Source organism: Streptomyces sp. NPDC091416, from assembly GCF_044756845.1.
In the GTDB taxonomy this organism is placed as follows: Bacteria; Actinomycetota; Actinomycetes; order Streptomycetales; family Streptomycetaceae; genus Streptomyces.
The window spans coordinates 706690-726793 of sequence record NZ_JBIVTU010000002.1; the positions used below are offsets into that span (position 1 = coordinate 706690).

Annotated in this window: 20 protein-coding genes; 8 read left to right on the forward strand and 12 right to left on the reverse strand. The window is 72.0% G+C overall.

What is annotated here, in order from left to right; translation table 11 throughout:
• Positions 1–365: 365 nt before the first annotated feature.
• Entirely contained in the window at positions 366–947 is a 582-nt protein-coding gene (locus tag ACIQMX_RS10020; RefSeq protein WP_402476234.1) for a DUF4303 domain-containing protein, read from the forward strand.
• 204 nt (positions 948–1151) lie between these two features.
• Here ACIQMX_RS10020 and ACIQMX_RS10025 read toward each other — a convergent pair whose 3' ends face one another.
• The 3 genes from ACIQMX_RS10025 to ACIQMX_RS10035 form a co-directional block, all read right to left on the reverse strand.
• Positions 1152–1550, reverse strand: a complete 399-nt coding sequence (locus tag ACIQMX_RS10025; protein ID WP_402476236.1) for an ASCH domain-containing protein — start codon at positions 1548–1550, stop codon at positions 1152–1154.
• A 126-nt stretch (positions 1551–1676) separates the two neighbouring features.
• On the reverse strand, positions 1677–2384 hold the full coding sequence (locus ACIQMX_RS10030) for a class I SAM-dependent methyltransferase (protein ID WP_402476239.1): 708 nt from the start codon (positions 2382–2384) through the stop codon (positions 1677–1679).
• Between the two features lie 37 nt (positions 2385–2421).
• On the reverse strand, positions 2422–3027 hold the full coding sequence (locus tag ACIQMX_RS10035) for a CGNR zinc finger domain-containing protein (RefSeq protein ID WP_402476243.1): 606 nt from the start codon (positions 3025–3027) through the stop codon (positions 2422–2424).
• A gap of 179 nt (positions 3028–3206) precedes the next feature.
• Here ACIQMX_RS10035 and ACIQMX_RS10040 point away from each other — a divergent pair, with 179 nt between their 5' ends.
• Positions 3207–3950, forward strand: a complete 744-nt coding sequence (locus ACIQMX_RS10040) for a metallophosphoesterase (protein ID WP_363068261.1) — start codon at positions 3207–3209, stop codon at positions 3948–3950.
• A 38-nt stretch (positions 3951–3988) separates the two neighbouring features.
• Here ACIQMX_RS10040 and ACIQMX_RS10045 read toward each other — a convergent pair whose 3' ends face one another.
• Positions 3989–5317 carry a hypothetical protein gene (locus tag ACIQMX_RS10045; RefSeq protein WP_402476246.1) on the reverse strand — a complete coding sequence of 443 codons (1329 nt, stop codon included), beginning with the start codon at positions 5315–5317 and terminating at the stop codon, positions 3989–3991.
• A 158-nt stretch (positions 5318–5475) separates the two neighbouring features.
• On the opposite strand from ACIQMX_RS10045, the gene ACIQMX_RS10050 reads away from it, so the two are divergent.
• Entirely contained in the window at positions 5476–5850 is a 375-nt protein-coding gene (locus ACIQMX_RS10050) for a hypothetical protein (protein WP_363068257.1), read from the forward strand.
• A gap of 144 nt (positions 5851–5994) precedes the next feature.
• Here the strand turns inward: ACIQMX_RS10050 and ACIQMX_RS10055 are convergent, their stop codons facing one another.
• Together ACIQMX_RS10055 and ACIQMX_RS10060 are read right to left on the reverse strand one after the other, a co-directional pair.
• Positions 5995–6966 (reverse strand): tetratricopeptide repeat protein, encoded by a 972-nt coding sequence (locus ACIQMX_RS10055; protein ID WP_402476250.1) that lies wholly within the window; start codon positions 6964–6966, stop codon positions 5995–5997.
• A gap of 706 nt (positions 6967–7672) precedes the next feature.
• Complete coding sequence (locus ACIQMX_RS10060; protein WP_402476253.1) at positions 7673–8680, reverse strand: MerR family transcriptional regulator; 1008 nt, start codon at positions 8678–8680, stop codon at positions 7673–7675.
• Between the two features lie 194 nt (positions 8681–8874).
• Here ACIQMX_RS10060 and ACIQMX_RS10065 point away from each other — a divergent pair, with 194 nt between their 5' ends.
• Positions 8875–9498 carry a histidine phosphatase family protein gene (locus tag ACIQMX_RS10065; protein ID WP_402476255.1) on the forward strand — a complete coding sequence of 208 codons (624 nt, stop codon included), beginning with the start codon at positions 8875–8877 and terminating at the stop codon, positions 9496–9498.
• Positions 9499–9697: 199 nt separating this feature from the next.
• On the opposite strand, the gene ACIQMX_RS10070 is transcribed toward ACIQMX_RS10065, so the two are convergent.
• Positions 9698–10456 carry a MerR family transcriptional regulator gene (locus ACIQMX_RS10070; protein WP_363068249.1) on the reverse strand — a complete coding sequence of 253 codons (759 nt, stop codon included), beginning with the start codon at positions 10454–10456 and terminating at the stop codon, positions 9698–9700.
• Positions 10457–10871: 415 nt separating this feature from the next.
• Positions 10872–11375, reverse strand: a complete 504-nt coding sequence (locus tag ACIQMX_RS10075; RefSeq protein WP_402476258.1) for a cytidine deaminase family protein — start codon at positions 11373–11375, stop codon at positions 10872–10874.
• Between the two features lie 215 nt (positions 11376–11590).
• Here ACIQMX_RS10075 and ACIQMX_RS10080 point away from each other — a divergent pair, with 215 nt between their 5' ends.
• Entirely contained in the window at positions 11591–13261 is a 1671-nt protein-coding gene (locus tag ACIQMX_RS10080) for a cellulase family glycosylhydrolase (protein WP_402476261.1), read from the forward strand.
• A gap of 102 nt (positions 13262–13363) precedes the next feature.
• Here ACIQMX_RS10080 and ACIQMX_RS10085 read toward each other — a convergent pair whose 3' ends face one another.
• On the reverse strand, positions 13364–13984 hold the full coding sequence (locus ACIQMX_RS10085) for a dihydrofolate reductase family protein (protein WP_402476264.1): 621 nt from the start codon (positions 13982–13984) through the stop codon (positions 13364–13366).
• Positions 13985–14310: 326 nt separating this feature from the next.
• Between ACIQMX_RS10085 and ACIQMX_RS10090 the strand changes: the two genes are divergently transcribed.
• Both ACIQMX_RS10090 and ACIQMX_RS10095 read left to right on the forward strand, forming a co-directional pair.
• Positions 14311–16173 carry a serine/threonine-protein kinase gene (locus ACIQMX_RS10090; RefSeq protein ID WP_402476266.1) on the forward strand — a complete coding sequence of 621 codons (1863 nt, stop codon included), beginning with the start codon at positions 14311–14313 and terminating at the stop codon, positions 16171–16173.
• A 79-nt stretch (positions 16174–16252) separates the two neighbouring features.
• The gene (locus ACIQMX_RS10095; protein ID WP_363068239.1) at positions 16253–16723 is read left to right on the forward strand and encodes a GNAT family N-acetyltransferase; all 471 of its coding nucleotides are present in this window, start codon (positions 16253–16255) and stop codon (positions 16721–16723) included.
• 59 nt (positions 16724–16782) lie between these two features.
• Here ACIQMX_RS10095 and ACIQMX_RS10100 read toward each other — a convergent pair whose 3' ends face one another.
• The 3 genes from ACIQMX_RS10100 to ACIQMX_RS10110 all read right to left on the reverse strand — a co-directional run bounded on the left by ACIQMX_RS10100 (position 16783) and on the right by ACIQMX_RS10110 (position 19493).
• On the reverse strand, positions 16783–17337 hold the full coding sequence (locus ACIQMX_RS10100) for a hypothetical protein (RefSeq protein WP_402476270.1): 555 nt from the start codon (positions 17335–17337) through the stop codon (positions 16783–16785).
• Between the two features lie 66 nt (positions 17338–17403).
• Positions 17404–17985, reverse strand: a complete 582-nt coding sequence (locus ACIQMX_RS10105; RefSeq protein ID WP_402476273.1) for a TetR/AcrR family transcriptional regulator — start codon at positions 17983–17985, stop codon at positions 17404–17406.
• Positions 17982–19493, reverse strand: coding sequence for an MFS transporter (locus ACIQMX_RS10110; protein WP_363068233.1), 1512 nt, complete (start codon positions 19491–19493; stop codon positions 17982–17984). Before ACIQMX_RS10110 ends, ACIQMX_RS10105 begins: the two co-directional genes overlap by 4 nt.
• Before the next feature lie 198 nt (positions 19494–19691).
• Between ACIQMX_RS10110 and ACIQMX_RS10115 the strand changes: the two genes are divergently transcribed.
• Positions 19692–19994, forward strand: coding sequence for a hypothetical protein (locus tag ACIQMX_RS10115; protein WP_363068231.1), 303 nt, complete (start codon positions 19692–19694; stop codon positions 19992–19994).
• Positions 19995–20104 lie beyond the last annotated feature (110 nt).

Consider the following 20104-nt stretch of genomic DNA (forward strand, 5'->3'; position numbering starts at 1 on the left):
CGGAGGTGCAGTCGCGGCCCGGAACACGCGGCGAGCCGCTACCTCGCTCGGCCTGCTGACATGTGAAGCATTCCGCCCGCCGCTCACGTCCGGCTACCGCCTCGCTTACGCCCTGCTGTCGTCCCCGGACACGGCGCCCCGTCCTTCCTCCGATCCGCACGATGATCCCCACGACGGACCCCACGACGGACCCCAGCCGCACACGCCGGGAGGGCAGAGGCATGGCCCCAGGCCCGAGCGGGTTGGAGCCGCAGAGGGTCTTGTGCGGTTCCTCTCGCAGCAGGGGCGCAGAACCGGGACGCACTCGCCGCGCCCGCGAGGTGTTGTCGATGGTTCACCGACCGGAGACAGCCGACCATGGAGCCATGGATCCTCAGCTCTCCGCGTGGGCACGCGATTGGTCCGACCGCCTGGGCTCGGCGCTCGAACGGGCCGTCCAAGCGGTCGCAGGACAGTTGCCGGCGGCCGACGTGGTCGGCGTCGGCATCGCGACCGACGCCCACGCCACGTCGATCGTCGCCTTCGCTCACTCGCGGCAGCACTTCGACGGGATGACCGCCGAGGAACCGGAGTTCGCCGTCGACGTGAGATGGCACCTCGGCGAATGGGATCTGGGCATCGCAGGAGTTGACGGGACCGACGACCCGCTGGCGCCGATCCGCGCCGAGGCGGAACGGGCGGCGCTGCGCTTCACCGATTCGAGCGCCGACCCTCTCGCGGTGCCGGGCCTTCGCGCATTCCGGAGGACGGTGTGGGACTCGATCTCGCAGGCGTTGACGGACGCGGTTGCCCGCGGGTTCTTCGACCAGTGGCCGAACGCCGTCCTGGTCTTCCTCCCACTCGACGCCGACGTCTCGAATGACGACATCGCGCAGTGGAACGCGGCGCTGAACGATCAGGTCAGCACGACGGAGTTCCGGGAGTTCCTGCAGCTCGACGCCGTCTGAGACGGATCGGCCGCACGGCGGCGCAGGCTCGTCCTTCGTGCCGCGGCCGGATACGGCGACCGGAATCCTCTACGCACCCGCCTGTGCGGCTGCGCGGTCACACGCATAGGTGGATTGGCCAGGCGTGAGGTGGCAGGGAAGAGGCCGGCGTCGTTGCCGTCGGGCCGGTCGTCCGTACCTGCGGCACCGTACCGCCAGTGCAGTTCAGACGCGGCTCACCACCCGGAAGGTCAGGCAGACCACAACGGTGTCATCCCCGACCGGCGTCCCCGACCCCGCCCAGAAGCGGCGGTGTACCTCGCGCCAGGCGTCGAGGGAGGCGTCGCCCTCGCCCTCGGCGCGGGCGTGCTCCCAGGTAACCTCCGCGAAGGGCTTCACCTCGACGCCGGTGTACTCCAGCGTGGCGATCGGACGGCCCTCGCTGTCCAGGAGCGCCTGCCGCTCACCGACGTACTCCAGGCCCTCGGTCTCCTCGGCGTACTCGTCGAGCAGGCAGGTCGTGGCCGTCTTGTCGCCGGCCAGGACCAGGGCGTTCAGCGCGGCGCGCATGTCGCCGGGGTGGCCCAGCTCCAGTGCGCGCATGCCGTTGGCTCGCGGCCACATGGTCTCTCCCACTCGTTCGGAACGGTTGCCGGCCACTGAGGGCTCGGGGCGTTCCGCATGACCATACGACTCGCGATCCGGCAGCCCGGAAGCACCTCCTCCACCACGAGGTGCCGGCCGGCGCGCTCACGAGCGGCCCGGGCGCTCCGCCTCCTCGACCAGGCCGGACCCGGGCTCGGGGGACGGCTGGGCAGGCTTGCGCACCAGGAGCTGGATGCCCGTCGACTCGTGTCCGCCCATCGTGTTCACCGTGATGTCCCGGGTGTCCACGGGCTCGAAGTCGCGGAGCAGCGAGGCGAACCATGAGCGGGGATGGTGCCGGAACACCGCGCCCTCGTCCGTCTCGAAGACACCGTAGGTGCCATAGCGGGCGGCGTCCCGTTCGTACCGTTCGCGGTTGCGCGCGTCGTCCTGCACCAGGAAGTCGCTGACGAACAAGGTCCCGCCGGGCTTGAGCAGCCGGTGGAGCTCGGCGATCAGCCGATGCTGTGCGCCCTCGTCCGGGATGCAGGTCAGCACCGCGAAGAGCACGGCCGCGTCGAAGGCCGCGTCCGGGTACGGCGAGTGCGGGGGCGTGTCCAGGACGGTGAAGCGCAGGGCTGGATGGAGGTGGCGGGCCCGTTCGATCATCGCCGGTGAGGTGTCCACGCCCGTGAGGTGGTCGAAGCCCTGCTGGTGGAGCGCGTGCAGGGTGCGGCCGTAGCCGCACCCGTAGTCGAGGATCGCCGCGTGTGTGCCGAGGCCGTCCAGCCAGGGCATGTGCAGCGGGTGCGTGAACGTCTTCGTGGCCGCGGCGGAGTCCCAGTAGGGAATCTGGCCGTCGACGTCCGGCATGACGGTCACCTCTCTGACGACGTGGGGAAGCGGCCCCTCAGCCGCCCTCGGCCGCCGTGCGCCGGCGGCTGTAGTGGCGGGCCGCCCGGGCGCGGTTTCCGCACGACGGCTTGCACCACTCCTGGCGCCCGTGGCTCTTCACGAAGTAGCGCACGCAGCGGGGCGCGGTACAAGAGCGCAGTTGCTCGCGCTGCGGGCCGCCGAGGAAGTCGATGGCGGACCGGGCCAGAGCAGCGAGGAGCCGTACGTACGGGTCGCTCTCCGCCGACAGCAGCCGGGGGCCGGGAACTCCTTCGGCCGGCCAGTCCAGTTGTGGTGCGACCGGTTCACGCGCGGCCACCGTGTTGAGGTGGGTCAGGGCCCGGTCGGCGGGCATCAGGCGGCGGGCGTCCGCGGGGCTGGGCGGAGCGGGGCTGACGGCCCTGGCGAACAGGGCCCGGACCGCCTGCCGGAGCTCGATGACGCGGAGTCTGACGTCTTCGTCGGCCACGAGCTCCGCGACCGGGACATGGGCGGCCAGCAGATCCGCCTGCGCCTGGATCCAGCGCGTCGTTCCCCCGACCGTGACGAGGTCGTCGGCAACGCCTCCGTCGCCGTCGTGGCGAACCGTGCTCGCCAGTTCCAAGGGCAGCCAGCGCTCCACAGGACGTCCCCTTCCGTCTCGTCGGTGGTCGTCGACCACTTGATCACATCCCTGGACACACCTTATGGTCTCTAACGGAAAAGCTGACAACTTCCGTTAGAGCCTGAGAGTGGCGCAGCGATTGCGCCGCCCCACACAGGACCGGCCTCGGCCGGGCCGCCATCGAAGGAGACCGCGGAATGACGCTGCTTGCGCAGATCAGCGACCTGCACCTGGACGGCAGCGAGAGGGCGACCCGGCGCGCCGTCCGCGTCATGGACTACCTGCGGGCCCTGCCGCACCCGGTGGACGCGGTCCTGGTCACCGGGGACATCGCCGATCACGGCGCGGAGGCCGAGTACGAGGAGGCGGCCCGGATCCTGGCCGCGCCCTTCCCCGTGCTCACCTGCCCCGGAAACCACGACGCCCGGCCGGCGTACCGCAAGGCCCTGCTCGGCGAGGCGCCCGAGGACGGGCCGATCAACCGGCTCCACCACGTCTCCGGCACCGCGATCCTGATGTGCGACTCCACCATCCCGGGCCGGGACGAGGGACGACTGGACACCGAAACGGTCGGCTGGATCGACTCCACCCTCACCGCGCTGCCGCAGGACACCCCGGCCCTGATCGCCTTCCACCAGCCGCCGGTCACGCTGCATCACCCGCTGCCCGACTCCTGCCTGCTCCAGGAACCCGGGAACCTGGCCGACCTCCTCGACGCGCACCCGCGGGTCGCCGCCGTCCTCACGGGCCACGCCCACACCGCGGCCGCCTCGACCTTCGCCGCCCGCCCGCTGATCGTCGGACCGGCCGTCACCTGGACCCTGCGCATGCCCTGGGAGGGCGAGCAGGTCGCGGACCTGGAGCAGCCGCCCGGCCTCGCGTTCCACGTCCTGGACGACGAGCGGCGGCTGACCACCCACTACCGCGTCGTGCTCCCGTAAGCGGTCGCGCGCACGGGGAGGCTTCGGGGCCGGGCGGCTCAGTCGGCCGGGCGGAGCGCGGCCAGACTCGGACCGTGCGCGTACACGAGGCGGTTGCCGAGGAAGAACGGGAGGCCGCTGGTGGCGCGCCGCCAGGTGATCTTCCCGTAGACGTCGGCCGCGACGACCTCGCCCCTTCGGCCCTTCCCTGGGACGTACCAGCAACCCTGCCCCAACTCCACGGCGGTCGGACCGAGTTCTTCGGGACGGCTTCGGGAAAGGCCGGACGAGGTGCGACGCTCCGGGTCGCGGTGGCTGCCGTCCGGGCGATACGCGAGCACCTCGACGCCGTGGATGACGGGGTACTCGCCGGGCTTCAGGCGCAGGAAGAACGTTCCGTCGTAATCGTCCCCGACCAAGGCGCCCGCCGCGTCCGGCAGGGTCAGGGTGGAGTCCAGGAGGAGCGGGATCGACGGATCCCTGCGGCAGCCCTCATGGACGGCCGCCTGGGGCTGGTCCCAGGTGAAGGCGCGTTCCCAGGCCGGAGCACTCGTCTCGGCCTCGAAGCCGTACGCCGCTGCCTGCGCGCGACAGCCGGGTCCGTGCGGGACTGTCACCACGAGGACGCGGTAGAGGGTGGGCATCACCTGCGCGATGTCACCTGCGGGCAGGTCGACGGGGTTCGACCGGAGCCGGTCCTCCCCGCTCCAGAGCCTCACGAGCCGGCCGTCGGCGACGAAGACCAGTGGATCGCATCTCCGCCATTGGCTGTCCGGACGTCCCGCCCCCATCCCGTCCTGGTCGCAGGGGCCGGCGAAGACTGCCGGGCCGCGGGTTCGGTACTTCCACCGGACCTGGCCGGTGACCGTGTTCCAGGCTGTCAGCGTGCAGGAGGATTCGGGCAGGCACGTGGCGGCCACCGCCGTACGCGCTCCCGATGTCGACGTGACGGTGACGTACCGCAGCTCCCCAGGGGTACGGGCGGGAGGGTGGGCAAGCTCCGTGAAGCGGCCGGTCATGGGATCGAGCGTCGCGACGAACGGCAACCGGCCGGGCACGGGCTCACCGATGAGCGTCAACGGGGTCTCGTACGGGCCGACGACGGCGTGCACCTGCCCCGGGCGTCCGGTGAGGGCGAACCGGGCGGGCAGCCTCGTACGCCAGAGGACCTCCCCGCTCGCGTCGACCCTCGCCACCACCCGGCCCTGCCCGATGACCCCCAGGCGTGGGTTCACCAGCGCCCAGCGCCCCGATCCGTCCGTCGGCACGGGCAACGGCACACGAAAGGCGTCCTCGACGTCCTCGTACCACTTGGTGTCCGGTGGACCGGACGCGAAGCAGCCTGCGAGCAACGGAAGAAGAAGCAGAAGACCGAACAGTCTGCGCATGAGACCCCCCGCACCACCCTGCCCGGGCCGCACCACTCGTGGGGAGCACGGATGCCGACCGATTCGGTCACGGAACGGAGATCGCCCCGCGCGTGCCCGCAGTCGGCAACCAGCTCAACTCCGCCCGGGGCGCGGGCTCATGGCACTAGGGTCGCCGGATGGGACTCTTCAGCCGCCGCAAGGAAAGCAGTACCGGAACGCACCGCATGCTGGTGATGAAGGACGGACACGTGAAGAACGTGCCGACCTCCCTGTTCGGGATGGAGCTCGTCCAGGAGGTCAGCCGCCTCCTGGGATCCGAGCACATACGGTCGACCAGGATCAGTGACGACCTGACCCTCTGGCACTCCGAGCTCGCGCCCGGCCGGCCCCACCCGGGTGCGCCCAATCCCGCGGCGAGCAGCCTCGCGGCCGAGCACGGTTCGCCTGCGGTCACCGGGCCCGCCGTGCTCACCGGCCAGATGCTGTACGGGTCGCCCTATCCGCTGGACCCGGACCAGGCGGCGCAGATGACGACCCGCCTGGGCGGATAGCGACCGGCCTCATCAACTGCCCGCGGGCCGGGCATCGGCGACTGCCCACGGGCCGGGCATCGGCGGCGTCGCGCAGGACCGGCATCGGCGGCGCCGCGCGCCGGGCCCAGCCGGCCGGTCGGCCCGCCGGTACGGCACGGGCGGCTATCGACCGTGGCCCCCGTCGTCACCCCGCGACCGCGCCTCCTCGGCCCTCCGGCGCCACGCCTGCGCCTGCCGGGAGTAACCCTGGCGCTCCGAGAGATCCGCCAGCCGGACCATCGCATCGATATGCCCGGCCTCGGCGGCCTTCTCGTACCAGACCTGCGCTGCGTGCAGATCACGATCCCGCTCCCTGGAACGCCCGAGCGCGAACGCCGCGTCGGCGTCCCCCTTCCGGGCCCGCTCGGTCAGCCAGGCATCGAGTTCGGCGGCCATCTCGGCACGGCTGAGCAGTGCCGCGAGGCGGCGGGCGCCCTCGTCGTCGCCGGCCCTGGCCGACTTGCGGTACCAGGACTTCGCCGCTTCCCGGTCGCCCCGGTGCAGGGACAGGGCGCCCAGGGCGTTCATCGCGGCGGTGGACCCGCCGTCCGCCGCCCGCCGGGCCCACCGTGCGGACTCCTCCACATCACCCCTGAGGTAGAGCAACTGGCCCAGGGCATACGCCGCGTCGGCGAGTCCCGCTTCGGCGGCCCGGCGGTACCAGCTCTCGGCCTCGGCTTCGGCACCCCGCTTCTGACACAGTTCGCCGAGGACGGCCATCGCGTTCGCGTTGCCTCCCTCGGCCGAACGCCGGTACCAGCGGCCGGACTCGACCTGCTCGCCGCGCTTCCGCAAGAGATACCCGACCATCTCCATCGCGCGCACGTGCCCGCCGCCGGCGGCCTCACGCAGCAGCGCCTCGGCCTCGGCGTTCCGCCCCCACTCGTGAAGCAGCACGCCGAGGGTGGTTGCCGCATCGGGATGTCGCATCTCGGCCGCCAGACGCAGCCAGCGTTCGCCGCCCGCCCGGTCGTCGTGGGTGCCAAGACGCAGGCCGTACCGGAACATCGCCTCGGCATCCCCCGCCTCGGCGGCCTCACGAAGCCGGCCGGTCCCGTCGCCGGCCCTGCCCTCGTCCCTCGAACCCTCCTGCATGAACGTCCCCTCCGGATTCCCGGCACCCGGCCGTTCGCCGCCGGTTCACGGCGGCGAACGGAACGAACCCGCCGCGCCCGGGTGGTTGCCTGACTGCCCAACCATTGCCCGTGGGCAGGCATCAGTCGAACGCGTTTCCCCTCTGCGAGGTCACGAAAGCTCTGCGAGATGACGGATGAGGTCGCGAGCAGTCATCGTGCTCGTGGTGCCGGGCTGTGCGCTGCTCCGCGGTGGTGCCTCGCGACTGCCTACGGCCGTGGGCACGCCACCCCGCCGCCGTCCGGGACGCGTCCGTCCTTCGCGCGGCGGCGCATCCGATCGGACGCGCCGTACGGCGTTCGATCAACCGGCAGCGCCCGCGAGTTCGAGGGTTGCCAGGTACGGCACCGCGGCTGCGGGGAGTCGGACCTCTGCGGAGTTCGCCGCCGCGCACGGTGCCCGCGCGTAGTCCGCGAACGCAATGAGCGCAGGCAACGTTCGTCCCGTCGCGGCACTGGTACGGCGCTAGTAGTGCGCTGCCACCACGACGTACAGGCATGCCGCCACCACGCCCGCACAGAGCATGGCCAAGGCGATCAGCGCGCAGCCGAGCGCTCCCGTCACTCCGGCGATCGCCGTCCAGCCGAACCGGGTGGCGCGCTCGGCTCACCGGACCGCGTCGTCCTGTCCTCCGTCGTCGTCGCCGCTGTCGCCGTAACCGCCGTGGTCAGTCACGGGACGGCCCGGGCGCCGGAACCTCGTTCTCCGCCGGCCGGTCCTCCGGGTTGTCGCGGAGCCAGGCGAGCACCTGATGCGCGTGGGTGTCCGGCGGGAAGACCGGGAAGAAGACGTGCTCGACCCTGCCGTCACGGATGACGAGGGTGATCCGTCGGTGGAGAGGCGCTCCAGCGGCTTCGAAGGTCGGCAGGCCGAGCGCCGCGGCGAGGAGGAAGCCGGGGTCGGAGAGCATCGGGAACGGGAGCCGGAGCCGGTCCACGACCTCCCGCTGATAGGCGGTGTCCTGGCTGGACAGGCCGAACACATGGGTCGCGCCGGCGGCCCTGAGGTCGTCGTGGTGGTCGCGGAAGTCGCAGGCCTCGCTGGTGCATCCCCGTGCTCCCGGAATGGTGTTCCAGCCGTCGGGGAGGTCGGTGCCGGGCCGCCCGGTCAGCGGGTAGCAGTAGAGGATCGACCGGCCATGGCCCAGGGCGTGCAGCGGGACGACGCCGCCTGCGGTGTCGGGCAACTCGATGGGCGGCACCGCCCGGCCGGGGAGGTGCGCGGCCGCTCCGTCGTCCTCGGGGACGGGGAGGTCCGGGGGCAGCAGATCGGTCAGGTGGCTCACGGTGTCCTCATCGGCGCCCTCTGCCCGGGCGCGGCTGTTGCGGTGGGCGGCCCGGTGCAGCTGCCGGGCCAGTACGGACCGGCGGGCGGTGAGCTCCTCGATGCGCCGGGTCAGATCGTCGATGGCCTCGCGGTAGCCGGCCAGCGAGGACGGGCAGTCGTCCGCGTGGTCCCGGCCGCTGGTCAGGCAGTCCAGGAAGGGACGTGTCCGCCCGACCGGAATGCCCAGGCGGTTCAGCTCCCGGACCTCACGCACCAGCCGGGCGTCGTGCGCGGAGTAGTCGCGGTAGCCGTTGGCGAGCCGGGCAGGGACGATCAGCCCCAGCGACTCGTAGTAGCGAACCGTCTTCGTCGTCACACCCGCGCACCGGGCGACCTCGTTGATCCTCATGATCCGACGAACGTAAACCCTTCCCACGGGGGCAAGGTCAAGGCCGTCCCGGATACGGTCCTTCGCGGTCCTCGGGCACTCTGCCTCCGCGTGGCTTCCCTGCCGCGACGGGAACCACACGGGCGTACGGCGGCGTCCGTTCAGGGACTCGCACGATCGCATCACCGACCCACACTCCGGAGGATCTCGCCCCCATGACCGGAACAGCCACCCGCTACCTCTATCTCACGCGCCACGGTGAGGCCTCGCCGGACGAGAGCGAGCTGACGGAGAACGGTCGGCGGCAGGCGGTCCTGCTGGGCCGGCGGCTTCGGGGCTGCCCGCTCACGGCCATCCACCACGGTCCGCTCCCCCGGGCCGCGCAGACCGCCAGGCTGATCCATGAGCAGCTGGACGCCGTTCCGCTCCGGATGTCCGAACCGGCCGGGGACTACGTTCCGTACCTGCCGGAGCGGCACGAGCTGCCGCCGGAGTCGGCCGACGCCATGATCGCGCGGCTGGCCGAGTTCCCGGCCCAGGAGCGTGAACAGGGACCGGAGTCGGCCCGGGAGGCGCTCGCCCGGTTCACGGGGGCGGTGGACGGGGACCAGCCGCGTCATGAGCTGGTCGTCACCCACAACTTCCTCACCGGCTGGCTCGTCCGGGATGCCCTCGACGCTCCGAAGTGGCGCTGGATGGGCCTCTACCATGCCAACGCCGCGCTGACCGTGATCCGGTACGAGCCCGGCCGGCCCGCCGCCGTACTCCTCTACAACGACACCGGGCATCTGCCCCCGGAGCTGCGCTCGGCCTGCTTTCCGGCCGACCTCCCCATCTGAAGGAGGCGCCGGGAACGCGTCGGCAGGGCCGGCAGGGCCGGTACCGAGGCCCGGGAACGCGTCGGCGGAGCCGTTACCAAGGCCCGGCAACGCATCGGCGGAGCCGGTACCAAAGTCCGGCAACGCGTCGGCGGAGCCGGTACCAAAGCCCGGGAACGCATCGGCGGAGCCGGTACCAAGGCGCCGGCTCCGCCTGCGGTCAGACCAGCCCGGATGCGGTGTACGCCTCGATGGCATCCCGCTGGTACGCGGCCAGGCCGGGGGCGATCGCCTCGTACGCGGCACGCCAGACGTCGTTGTCCACGCAGGAGCGCCCGATGGCGCGGTACTCCTCGGCGGAGACGGTGCGCAGCCGGGTCAGCGCCCGGAACTGGGCGTCGATCTCGGCCTGTACGGGCTCGGCGTCGGCCCGGTGGCCTTCGGCCATCAGATCGGCGAGGCGGATCATCTGCGCCGTGCGCTCGCGGTGGCCCGCGTCGGCTTCGTCCTGGGTCATCGTGGCGGCCCGTCGGCCGACCTCCTCGGCGAGTGCGGGGAAGTCGCGCATGTTGTCCTCGTACTGGGCGGGCTGCACACCCTCGAACAGGTTCTCCGGTCGGTTGATGGTCATGGGTCGGCCGTCCTTTCTGGACTGCTCCAGTTCGGCGATCGTGCGGGAGACGGTGGTGGCCAGGGCATCGAGGCGGTCCCGCTCGGCGAGCAGTCGACGGTGGTGTCCGCGCAGGGCGTCCACCTCGTCGACCTGCTCGGTCAGGATCCGGCCGATCTCGGGCAGCCCGAGGCCCAACGCCCTCAGTACGAGGATCTGCTGAAGCCTCAGGAGCTCGGGCTCGCCGTAATAGCGGTAGCCACCTGCGCCGATCCGGGCCGGCGACAGTACGCCGACCTCGTCGTAGTGGCGCAGGGTCCGGGCGGTCACGCCGGACATCCGGGCGACCTCCGCGATCGGCCACTCCATTGCCGCTCCCTCACACACGCGTCACCGGGCCGGTCTTTCCGGCCCTGGTCAGGACGGTAGAAGCTGCCGCAGCGGCAACTTCAACCCCGGAATCCGGGCTTACCCGAAACGACCGGGAACGCGTGAACCCGGCCCCGGCCCCGGCCCCGGCTCCGGTCCTGGTCCCGGTCCGCACCCGGGCCGGCGACTTCACCGCAGGACGGCATCGCGGGCGCCACGACCTCGGCCTCCGCCTCGGCCCGGCCGCCCCGTCCCGCCCTCACTGCACACGGTCCGGTGACCGGTACGACGGCAGCCGTCAGGCGTTCCACGCCCCCGGAGCGCTCCCCCGACCGCGCCCCGACCGGCGTACCCGACGCTCACAGGACCGGGCGGCCGTCCTCGGCGTTCTCGGAGTCCTCGGCGTACCCGACGCTCACAGGACCGGGCGGCCGTCCCCGGCGTCCCCGGCGTCCCCGGCGTCCCCGACGTCCTCGGTGGAGTTCACGCCGAACGGATGCGCTCCCCCGTCGATGGTCCACCCCGCGGCGAGCGGCATCAGGTCCCTGATCCGGACGCTCCTCAGGCCGTCGGACGTGGGCAGAATGACCCGGATGCCCGGGTGGTAGTCGAACAGCACCTGGCGGTCCCGGCCGCACGGGTCGAAGACGCCCCGGTCGAGGTTGCCCACCGCGACGATCGTCGCGAGCTCCCGGGCGCCGGACGCGCGGGCGTGGCCCAGCGCGACGAGTTCGGCGCACGGGCCGCCGGTGAAGTGGTAGACGTTGATGCCGCCGTAGATCTTCCCGTCGGCTGCCCGGACGGCGGCACCCATGGTGTGCGCGCCGTCCTCGCCATCGGTGTTCGCGTCCACGATTCGCTTGGCGAAGGCGACGAGTTCGAGGTCATCGGGTGTCAGTTCGCGGCAGGGAATGTCCATGCCCCGCAGGGTAGAGCTTCGCGGTGCGTGCCGGTGCGTCGAGGTCGGCCGACGCTGCCGCACCCCTCTCCCGAGCATTCGGATCCGTCCGATGTATTGACGTGCCCCTGACTGAATGGCTTTATGGGAGCGCACAAGTGTGGGAGCGCTCCCACGCAGCCTTGAAACGTCTGTCGATGCTCAGCTCTTGATCCCGCCCATCCCCTGGAGCCGCAGTGAGAACAGCAAGAAGCACGACGAAGCACCCGGCGCGCAAGCATCCCGTCACCGCCCTCCTGACCGCCCTGGTCACCCTCCTCGGGCTCGTCGCCCTCGGCGGCCTCGCCCCGGCGCAGGCCGCCACCGCCGCCGCGACCGGGCTGCACATCAGCGACGGCCGCCTGGTGGAGGGCAACGGCAACGACTTCGTCATGCGCGGGGTCAACCACGCCCACACCTGGTACCCCGGCGAGACCCAGTCGCTGGCCGACATCAAGGCGACGGGCGCCAACACGGTCCGCGTCGTGCTGTCCGACGGCTTCCGCTGGAGCAAGAACGGGCCCGACGACGTCGCCGCCGTCATCGCGCAGTGCAAGGCCAACCGGCTCATCTGCGTACTCGAGGTGCACGACACCACGGGTTACGGGGAGGACTCCGCGGCCGGCACGCTCGATCACGCCGCCGACTACTGGATCAGCCTGAAGAGCGTCCTCGCCGGCCAGGAGGACTACGTCGTCATCAACATCGGCAACGAGCCCTGGGGCAACACGAATCCGGCCGGCTGGACCGCACCCACGACCGCCGCGATCCAGAAGCTGCGCGCCGCCGGGTTCGCGCACACGATCATGGTGGACGCGCCCAACTGGGGCCAGGACTGGCAGAACGTCATGCGGGACAACGCCCAGGCCGTGTACGACGCCGACCCCACCGGCAACCTGATCTTCTCGATCCACATGTACAGCGTCTACAACACCGCCCAGAAGGTCACCGACTACCTGCACGCCTTCGTGGACGCCGGACTGCCGCTGCTCATCGGGGAGTTCGGGGGACCTGCCGACCAGTACGGCGACCCGGACGAGGACACGATGATGGCCACCGCCGAGCAGCTCAAGCTCGGCTACATCGCCTGGTCCTGGAGCGGCAACACGGACCCGATCCTCGACCTGACGATCGGCTTCGACCCCACGCAGCTCAGCTCCTGGGGCGAGCGCATCTTCCACGGCGCCAACGGCATCGCCCAGACCTCCCGCGAGGCCACCGTCTTCGGCGGCGCCTCCGAGGACACCGAGGCCCCCACCGCTCCGGGAACCCCGGTCGCCTCCGCGGTGACGGACACCTCCGCCGCCCTGACCTGGACCGCGTCGTCCGACAACGTTGCCGTCGCCGGCTACGACGTCGTCCGCGTCAACGGCACCTCGGAGACCACCGTCGCCGCCTCCGCCACCACCGGCGTCTCCGTCACCGGCCTCACCGCCGACACCGCGTACACGTTCGCCGTGTACGCACGCGACGCCGCCGGAAACCGCTCGGCGCGCTCGGCCACGGTGACCGTCACCACGGACGAGGGCGGCAGCACGCCGGGCGTCGGCTGCTCCGTCGGCTACCGCGTCGTGAACCAGTGGTCGGGTGGCTTCCAGGGCGAGATCACCATCCGCAACACCGGCACCACCACGATCGACGGCTGGACGCTGGGCTTCGCCTTCGCCAACGGCCAGACCGTCACCAACATGTGGGGCGGAACCCCCACGCAGACCGGCGGTTCGGTGAGCGTCGCCCCCGCGTCGTACACCTCCACGATCGCCGCGAACGGCTCCGTCACCGTCGGCTTCACCGGCAGCCAGAGCGGTACGAACGCGGCCCCGGCCGCCTTCACGCTCAGCGGCGCGACCTGCGCCGCGGCCGCGTGACGGCGTAGGTACGTGACGTCGTAGGTACGTGACGTCGTAGGTACGTGACGTCGTAGGTACGTGACGCGCCGGCCGGTGGAGGGCATCGCCTCCGCCGGCCGGTCAGTCGTCGACGGTGACCCTGACGGTGTTCGTGGCGCGCTCGTACGTAAGGAACGCCACGCCGCTGTCGAGGATCCTGTGGTCCGTGAGCGTCCAGGCGGTCGGGTCGAACGTGGCCTCGCGGGAGAAGAGCGGGATGCCCGCACCGATCGTCAGCGGGCTCAGCTTGACGATGAGCGTGTCGATCTCGGTGTACAGCGCTCCGGCCAGTTCACCGCCGCCGACGAGCCAGATGTCCTTGCCGTCCTCCTGCTTCAGCTCCCGCACCCGCGCGACCGGATCGGCGGCGACGATCTCCACGGCCGGGTCGGGGCTCTCGCCCAGCGTGCGGGAGAAGACGAGGTGCCGCAGGTGCGGATAGGCGTCCGTGACACCGGCCTTGATGCCGATCTCGTAGGAGCGGCGTCCCTCGACGACCGTGTCGAAGTGCGTTCCCTCCGCCGTGATCGAGAGCGCCGCGCGGGCCGGCCCCGGAAGCGTCTCCGGGTACTCGGCGATCAGGTGCGCGACGTAGTCCTCCGGGATCGGCCAGAACCCGTCGGGCGCGGAGGGATCGGCGCCGTCCGGACCGGCGATGAAGCCGTCGAGGGTGGAGGCGATGTAGTACACGAGCTTGCGCACGAAGGGCCTTTCGTCCGTCGACGGACGCCGTCGGCCCGGCACCCGTCGGCAGTCATGATCAAACAGACGCGCCCGGCCCGCAACGGGAACGGCGCCTTCCGCGCGGGGGTCCCCACCCCTCGCCGGTGGCTCAGCGCACCGGAACGACGCCACCCTCAGCCGGTGTTGGTCCGCGGCATCCGGGCCCCACGGGCAAGTCCGCTGTCTGTACGGGCAGTCCGGCCCGCAGGGCGTGCGAGCCGTCCGGAACACACGTACTGTGCGCGGCCGGATTTGGATAAGGTTCCGTTCTCTACAGCGGTGCTCTCCGGGGGAGTTACGAGTCAATGAGCGGTCAGCAGCCACAGCGCGGCAGCGCCTCCCAGGTCTTCCAGCCACTGACGGGTGACGACCCGGCCACCATCGCCGGATACCGGCTCGCGGCCAAGCTCGGCGCGGGCGGCATGGGCAAGGTGTACCTGTCGTACACGCCCGGCGGACGGCCCGTCGCCATCAAGGTGATCCGTCCCGAGTTCGGCGAGGACCCCGAGTTCCGGCGGCGGTTCGCGCAGGAGGTCCAGTCCGCGCAGCGGGTGCAGGGGCTGTTCACCGCGCCCGTGATCGACGCCGACACCAACGGCGCCCAGCCGTGGCTCGCCACCGCGTACGTGCCGGGGCCCTCGCTCGCCCAGGCGGTCGTCGCCCACGGAGCGCTGCCGGTGGAGGCCGTGCTGCTGCTGATCGCGGGTATGGCGGAGGCGCTGCACGTCATCCACGGGGCGGGCATCGTGCACCGCGACCTCAAGCCGTCGAACGTGCTGCTGGCCGCCGACGGTCCGCGCGTCATCGACTTCGGTATCGCGTACGCGGCCGACGCGACCTCGCTCACCGGCAGCGGAGTCACCATCGGCACCCCGTCGTTCATGGCCCCGGAGCAGGCCGCGGGGCGGCGGGTCACTCCGGCCACCGACATCTTCGCGCTCGGTCAGGTCGCGGCGTTCGCGGCCACGGGCTCACCGGCCTTCGGCGAAGGCACCTCGCACGGGGTGCTCTACCGGATCGTCCACGAGGAGCCGGACCTCACCGGTGTGCCGGAGCGGCTGATGGAGCTCGTCGGCCGCTGCCTGGCCAAGGACGCGGAGGCCAGGCCGTCGGTCGCGGAGGTCATCGCGCTGTGCCAGACCGCGAACGCGGAGACCGTGCTGCGGCGCCCCGAGGACTGGCTGCCGAGCCCGGTGGCCGCCGACATCACCGTACGGGCGGCTGCCCCGGCGCCCGTCCAGACCCCGCCGCCTCCGGCCGCCGCCCCGGCCGCCGCCTATTCGCCCACGGCTCCGGCGGCGCCGAGCACGCCGCCCCCGGGGTTCGGCCCGCCGGTCACGCCGCCGCCCGGCCAGGCGCCGCCGGTTTCGCAGAGCCCGCAGGCTCCTCAGACCCCGGCCCCGCAGCACCCGTATCCGGTGCAGGACCCGGCCGCGCAGGCGCACACCCCGGCGCCGTTCCCCGCCGCGTACCCGGCGCAGGCCCAGACGCACCCCGGGCATCTCCCGCCCCAGGGGCACACCGCGCCGCCGCCCGCGAAGCGCCGCGGCGGCCGGGTCGCCGCCATCGCGATCGCCGTCGCGCTCGTCATCGGCGTCGCGGGCGGCGGGACGGCGTACTTCCTGCTCAAGGACGACGGGAAGTCGTCGCAGAGCAGCGAGTCGCCCAAGGGCGGCAGCACCCCGACGAAGAAGAGCAGCTCGACACCGACCCCCGCGGCGGAGGAGGGCGGGGACGAGGACTCGGGTGCCACGACGGATCCGATGCCTTCCGCGACGGTGGACCCCGAACCCGACACCTTCACGGGCATCAACCTCACCCAGGGGTACCACCTGACGCTGGGGGACGACGACATCCGCCCGCAGGACGGCGAGGACGCCGGGTACGAGCTCGTCTACGACTCCGGCGGCTACCTCGAAGCGGAGGCCGAGGGCGGGAAGCTCGTCCTCCTCGACCCGGGGCAGCAGGGGTCGCTGGACATCTGCCGGGCGGAGACCCGGTTCGCCGACGACATCGGTCTGGAGAAGCTCACCAAGGGGCGGCAGGTCTGCGTCATCACGGGGACGGGGCATCTGGCGCTCGTGACGTACCAGGGCCACTCGCCCGACGACTCTCCCAGTGACTACATGACGATCGACGTGACGGTCTGGCGCAACGCCTCGCGGTGACAGCCGCCTCGCGCCCGGGACCGGCGCCCCGGCATTAATTCCGGGGCGCCGGTCCCGGGCGCGAATGTAGGTTGCCGGGATGTCCTCATCGCTCCGGCTCGTGCCGGTCACATCCGACAACGTCGAAGCAGCCTGCGCACTCTCGGTCCGGCCCGACCAGAACGAGCTCGTCGAGCCCGTCGCCTGGTCGCTGGCCCAGGCCTACACCACCCCCGACATCGCGTGGCCCCGGCTGATCGCCGACGGCGGGACACTCGTGGGCTTCGTCATGGCCTTCATCAACGTGCAGTTCGCTCCCGGGACGCCCGATGACCCGTTCCGTTCCGGGCTCTGGCGGCTGAACATCGACGCCGGGCAGCAGGGGCGCGGATACGGGCGGTTCGCCGTCGAGGCCGTCAACGACGAGCTGCGGGGGCGGGGGTGCACGCGGACGACCGTGACGTACGTGCCCGGTGCGCACGGTCCCGAGGAGTTCTACCGCAAGCTCGGCTTCCGTCCTACCGGCGAGTTGAGCGGGGACCAGGTGGTTGCGGAGCGGGAGCTGGCGTAGCCGACGGGTGCAGGGGGGCGGGTGCGGAGGGAGCGGGCGCCCGCGTCAGGAAGAGCTCGTCAGCGGTAGTCCTCCGGGTGGCCCTGCATCCATGTGTTGACGCGCTCGCGCGTGCCCAGCAGTTGCTTGCGGTGCTTCTCCAGGTTGTCCGTGGTGGTGTCGCCGGCGAGCGTGGTGCGCAGCGCGCCGATCCAGCCCATCGGCTCCTTGAAGTGGTTCGGCCCGCCGCCGTCGGCCTTCATCGACTTGTCCAGGCCGTTCAGTTCGTCGTTCACCCGGCCGAGGAAGTAGGCGCAGTTGCCGTCCCCGGGTGCGCAGCCGTCCTGGTAGGTCGCCTGGAGGCCGGCGAAGGCATCGCGTACTTCTTGAGGCCTGTTCATGGCCTCCTCCTGTGCCGCGTTCGCCTCAGCCGCCTCCGAGGCCTCCGCGTCGGCCTCTTTCCGCTCGATCCCCTTGTTCACCGCCGACGCGTTCACCGAAGGTGCCACGTACGGGACATCGCCGCCGGGACCCTGTGACGTACTCGCCTCGGAGCAGCCGGCCAGGGCGCCCACCAGAGCGGCCGTCGTCGCCAGTGCGGCCGCGGACATGCGGATGCGCGCGTGAACAGACACGTGAGGCCCCCCTCGTCGGTTGGCCCAGACCATACCGTGCGGTCCCGGGCCGGTGATCCGCGGTTTTCAGCCCGTGATCAGGGTCTGGAGCGCGGGAGCGTAGAGGTCGGCGATGCGTTCCGGGGTGGCGAGCGCTCCCGCGCCCTCGCGGTGGAGGCTGAGCGTCGCGCCGAGGCCCAGGAGGTGGCCGGCCAGGAGTTCGGCGCGCAGGGCCCGGTCGTGGCCGGCCAGGCGGGCGGTCAGGGCGGCGGTGACCTGTTCGTGGAAGCGGTCGCGGAGCAGGGAGCGCTCGTCCTGGTTGCCGAGGGAGAACACGACGCGCAGGAGCGGGTCCGACTTCAGCGTGCGGCGGTACGTCACCAGCGTGACGACCATGTGGCGGCCGAGCGCGTCCAGCGGCGCGTCGAAGAGTTCCGCGGCCGCCGGGCCGAAGTCGGCCACGGTGTTGAAGAGTTCCTCCTTGCGGCCGAAGTGCTTGACCACGAGGGACGGGCTGACCCCGGCGTCCGCGGCGATCTTGCGGATCGTCACCTCGGCGTACGGGCGCTGGGTGAACGCCCGTCGTGCGGCGAGCAGGATCGCGTCCCGGCCGCTGCCCGCCTCCGCGGGGGCCACGGGGGCCGCCGCGATGACCTGGCCGCCTGTCATGCGCCCTCCTGGAGCTCTTCCGTCCGCACACTCCCCTTGCGGGTGTCCGGTGCCTTGCCTCTCTCCTCGACCGTACCCGCCCCGGCCGGCCTGCTGCCCGGCAGGAACAGCGCCACGGCCAGGGCGGCGAGTGCCGCGCCCGCCGCGATGACGAAGACCAGCTGGTACGCGTGGAGCGTCGGAGCCGTCCTGCCGCCCGCCCGGAACGTGATGTTGGCGAGGACCGCAGCGACCGTCGCGCTGCAGAAGGCCTGGCCGATCGAGCGCATGAGGGTGTTCAGGCCGTTCGCCGCACCGGTCTCACTGGCCGGGACCCCGCGCATCACGAGGGCGGGCAGGGCCGAGTACGCGATGGCCGTGCCCGAGGCGACGACCGTGGCGCCCACGATGATCAGCCACAGGCTGTGGCTGGTGAAGTACCGCACCCCGTAGCCGACGGCCATGACCCCGGCCGCGAGCGCGAGGCTGACCTTCGGGCCGTGCTTGGCCGATATCCGGGCCGAGACGGGTGACAGCGCCACCATCGCCACCCCGCCCGGCAGCAGGCACAGTCCGCTGACGACGAGCGAGGCGCCGAGCCCGTACCCCGTGGACTTCGGCTCCTGCACCATCTGCGCGGTGACCAGCGAGTTGGCGTAGAACGCGAAGCCGATCAGCAGCGCGGCGACGTTGGTCAGCAGGACGGCCGGGCGCGCCGAGACCCTCAGGTCGACCATGGGCGTCGCGACGCGGAGCTCGTACGCGCCCCAGAGCAGCGCCACGACCACCGCGGTCGCGAGCAGGCCGACCGTGCGGACCGAGCCCCAGCCCCAGTCGGCGCCCTGGGTGACCGCGAGCAGCAGGCAGACGAGGGCCGCGGACAGGCCCAGCGCGCCGACCACGTCGAAGCGGCCGCGGCTGCGCAGCGGGGATTCCGGTACGCAGCGCAGCACCAGCACGATGTCGACGAGGCCGATCACACCGGAGACCCAGAACATCGTGTGCCAGTCGAAGTTCTCCACGACGAGCGCGGCGACCGGCAGACCGATGGCCGCGCCGATCCCGAGCGTCGAGCTCATCAGGGCGACGGCGGACAGGACGCGCTCGGGCGGCAGCTCGTCGCGCAGGATGCTGATGCCCAGCGGTACGACGGCGATCGCGGCTCCTTGCAGGGCCCGGCCGGTGATCAGTACGCCGATGTGGGAGCTGATCGCGCACAGCACCGAGCCCACGACCAGGACCGCGAGCGAGGCCACCAGCACCCGGCGCTTGCCGTACATGTCGCCGACCCGGCCGAGGACCGGCGTGAAGACCGCACCGGTGAGGAGCGTGACGGTGACCAGCCAACTCGCGGCGGTGGGGGTGGCGCCGGTCAGCTCGGGGATGTGCGGGAGCAGCGGGACGACGATCGTCTGCATGACGGCGACGACGACCCCGCAGAAGGCCAGCACGCCGACCGCGAAGCGGGGGTGCGGGGGCCGGACGCCGGAGGGCGCGGGGGCGGCGGGGGCGGGTATGTCCGCGGGCATGTGTCTCCGTACGGTGCTCGGCTGCCGGAGTGGGCAGAGGCAAGGGGGTGCACGTCTGTTCACCCCCAGGGTAAACGCCTGTGCACCCCCTCGGCGACGGGATGCCCGAAGACCGCGTTAGCCTCGGATCCGACAGCCGGTACGGGCGGACATACCGCATCCCCGGCGACGATCTACGAGAAGGCTGAGGTGGCTGCGATGGCGAAGGTTCCGGCAGCGGCGGTGGCGGCGGGCGGACTGGTCGGCGGCTACGCCGTCGCACGGTGGACCAGGAAGCGGCCGCTGGGCGGGGTCGCGCTCGCCGCCGCGGGAGGCGTCGCCGCGTACGAGTGGAACCGGCAGGCCGGGCCGCGGGCCGCCGCCGCCCTGACCGGCGCCTATGTGGCCGCCTTCGCGGGATCGCATCCGCTGGCGAAGAAGGTCGGCGCCTGGCCCGCGGTATTCACCGTGGCGGGCACCGTGGCCGCCGCGTCCTGGGCCGTCACGCGCCGCGCCGCCTGAACGGAGAATCCGCCCGGCGCGGGGTGAACGCGGGTGGCCCGGGGTGCGTACTCATGGGCACTCCCCCGCGTCACCCGGGTGCGTATCCGAACGAAACGAATCGACAGGAC

What these genes read in the sequence shown, in the direction of transcription:
- ACIQMX_RS10020 (WP_402476234.1), top strand. Translation starts at nt 366, where the DNA reads ATGGATCCTCAGCTCTCCGCGTGGGCACGCGATTGGTCCGACCGCCTG.
- ACIQMX_RS10025 (WP_402476236.1), bottom strand. Translation starts at nt 1,550, where the DNA reads ATGTGGCCGCGAGCCAACGGCATGCGCGCACTGGAGCTGGGCCACCCC.
- ACIQMX_RS10030 (WP_402476239.1), bottom strand. Translation starts at nt 2,384, where the DNA reads ATGCCGGACGTCGACGGCCAGATTCCCTACTGGGACTCCGCCGCGGCC.
- ACIQMX_RS10040 (WP_363068261.1), top strand. Translation starts at nt 3,207, where the DNA reads ATGACGCTGCTTGCGCAGATCAGCGACCTGCACCTGGACGGCAGCGAG.
- ACIQMX_RS10045 (WP_402476246.1), bottom strand. Translation starts at nt 5,317, where the DNA reads ATGCGCAGACTGTTCGGTCTTCTGCTTCTTCTTCCGTTGCTCGCAGGC.
- ACIQMX_RS10050 (WP_363068257.1), top strand. Translation starts at nt 5,476, where the DNA reads ATGGGACTCTTCAGCCGCCGCAAGGAAAGCAGTACCGGAACGCACCGC.
- ACIQMX_RS10055 (WP_402476250.1), bottom strand. Translation starts at nt 6,966, where the DNA reads ATGCAGGAGGGTTCGAGGGACGAGGGCAGGGCCGGCGACGGGACCGGC.
- ACIQMX_RS10060 (WP_402476253.1), bottom strand. Translation starts at nt 8,680, where the DNA reads ATGAGGATCAACGAGGTCGCCCGGTGCGCGGGTGTGACGACGAAGACG.
- ACIQMX_RS10065 (WP_402476255.1), top strand. Translation starts at nt 8,875, where the DNA reads ATGACCGGAACAGCCACCCGCTACCTCTATCTCACGCGCCACGGTGAG.
- ACIQMX_RS10070 (WP_363068249.1), bottom strand. Translation starts at nt 10,456, where the DNA reads ATGGAGTGGCCGATCGCGGAGGTCGCCCGGATGTCCGGCGTGACCGCC.
- ACIQMX_RS10075 (WP_402476258.1), bottom strand. Translation starts at nt 11,375, where the DNA reads ATGGACATTCCCTGCCGCGAACTGACACCCGATGACCTCGAACTCGTC.
- ACIQMX_RS10090 (WP_402476266.1), top strand. Translation starts at nt 14,311, where the DNA reads ATGAGCGGTCAGCAGCCACAGCGCGGCAGCGCCTCCCAGGTCTTCCAG.
- ACIQMX_RS10095 (WP_363068239.1), top strand. Translation starts at nt 16,253, where the DNA reads ATGTCCTCATCGCTCCGGCTCGTGCCGGTCACATCCGACAACGTCGAA.
- ACIQMX_RS10105 (WP_402476273.1), bottom strand. Translation starts at nt 17,985, where the DNA reads ATGACAGGCGGCCAGGTCATCGCGGCGGCCCCCGTGGCCCCCGCGGAG.
- ACIQMX_RS10110 (WP_363068233.1), bottom strand. Translation starts at nt 19,493, where the DNA reads ATGCCCGCGGACATACCCGCCCCCGCCGCCCCCGCGCCCTCCGGCGTC.
- ACIQMX_RS10115 (WP_363068231.1), top strand. Translation starts at nt 19,692, where the DNA reads ATGGCGAAGGTTCCGGCAGCGGCGGTGGCGGCGGGCGGACTGGTCGGC.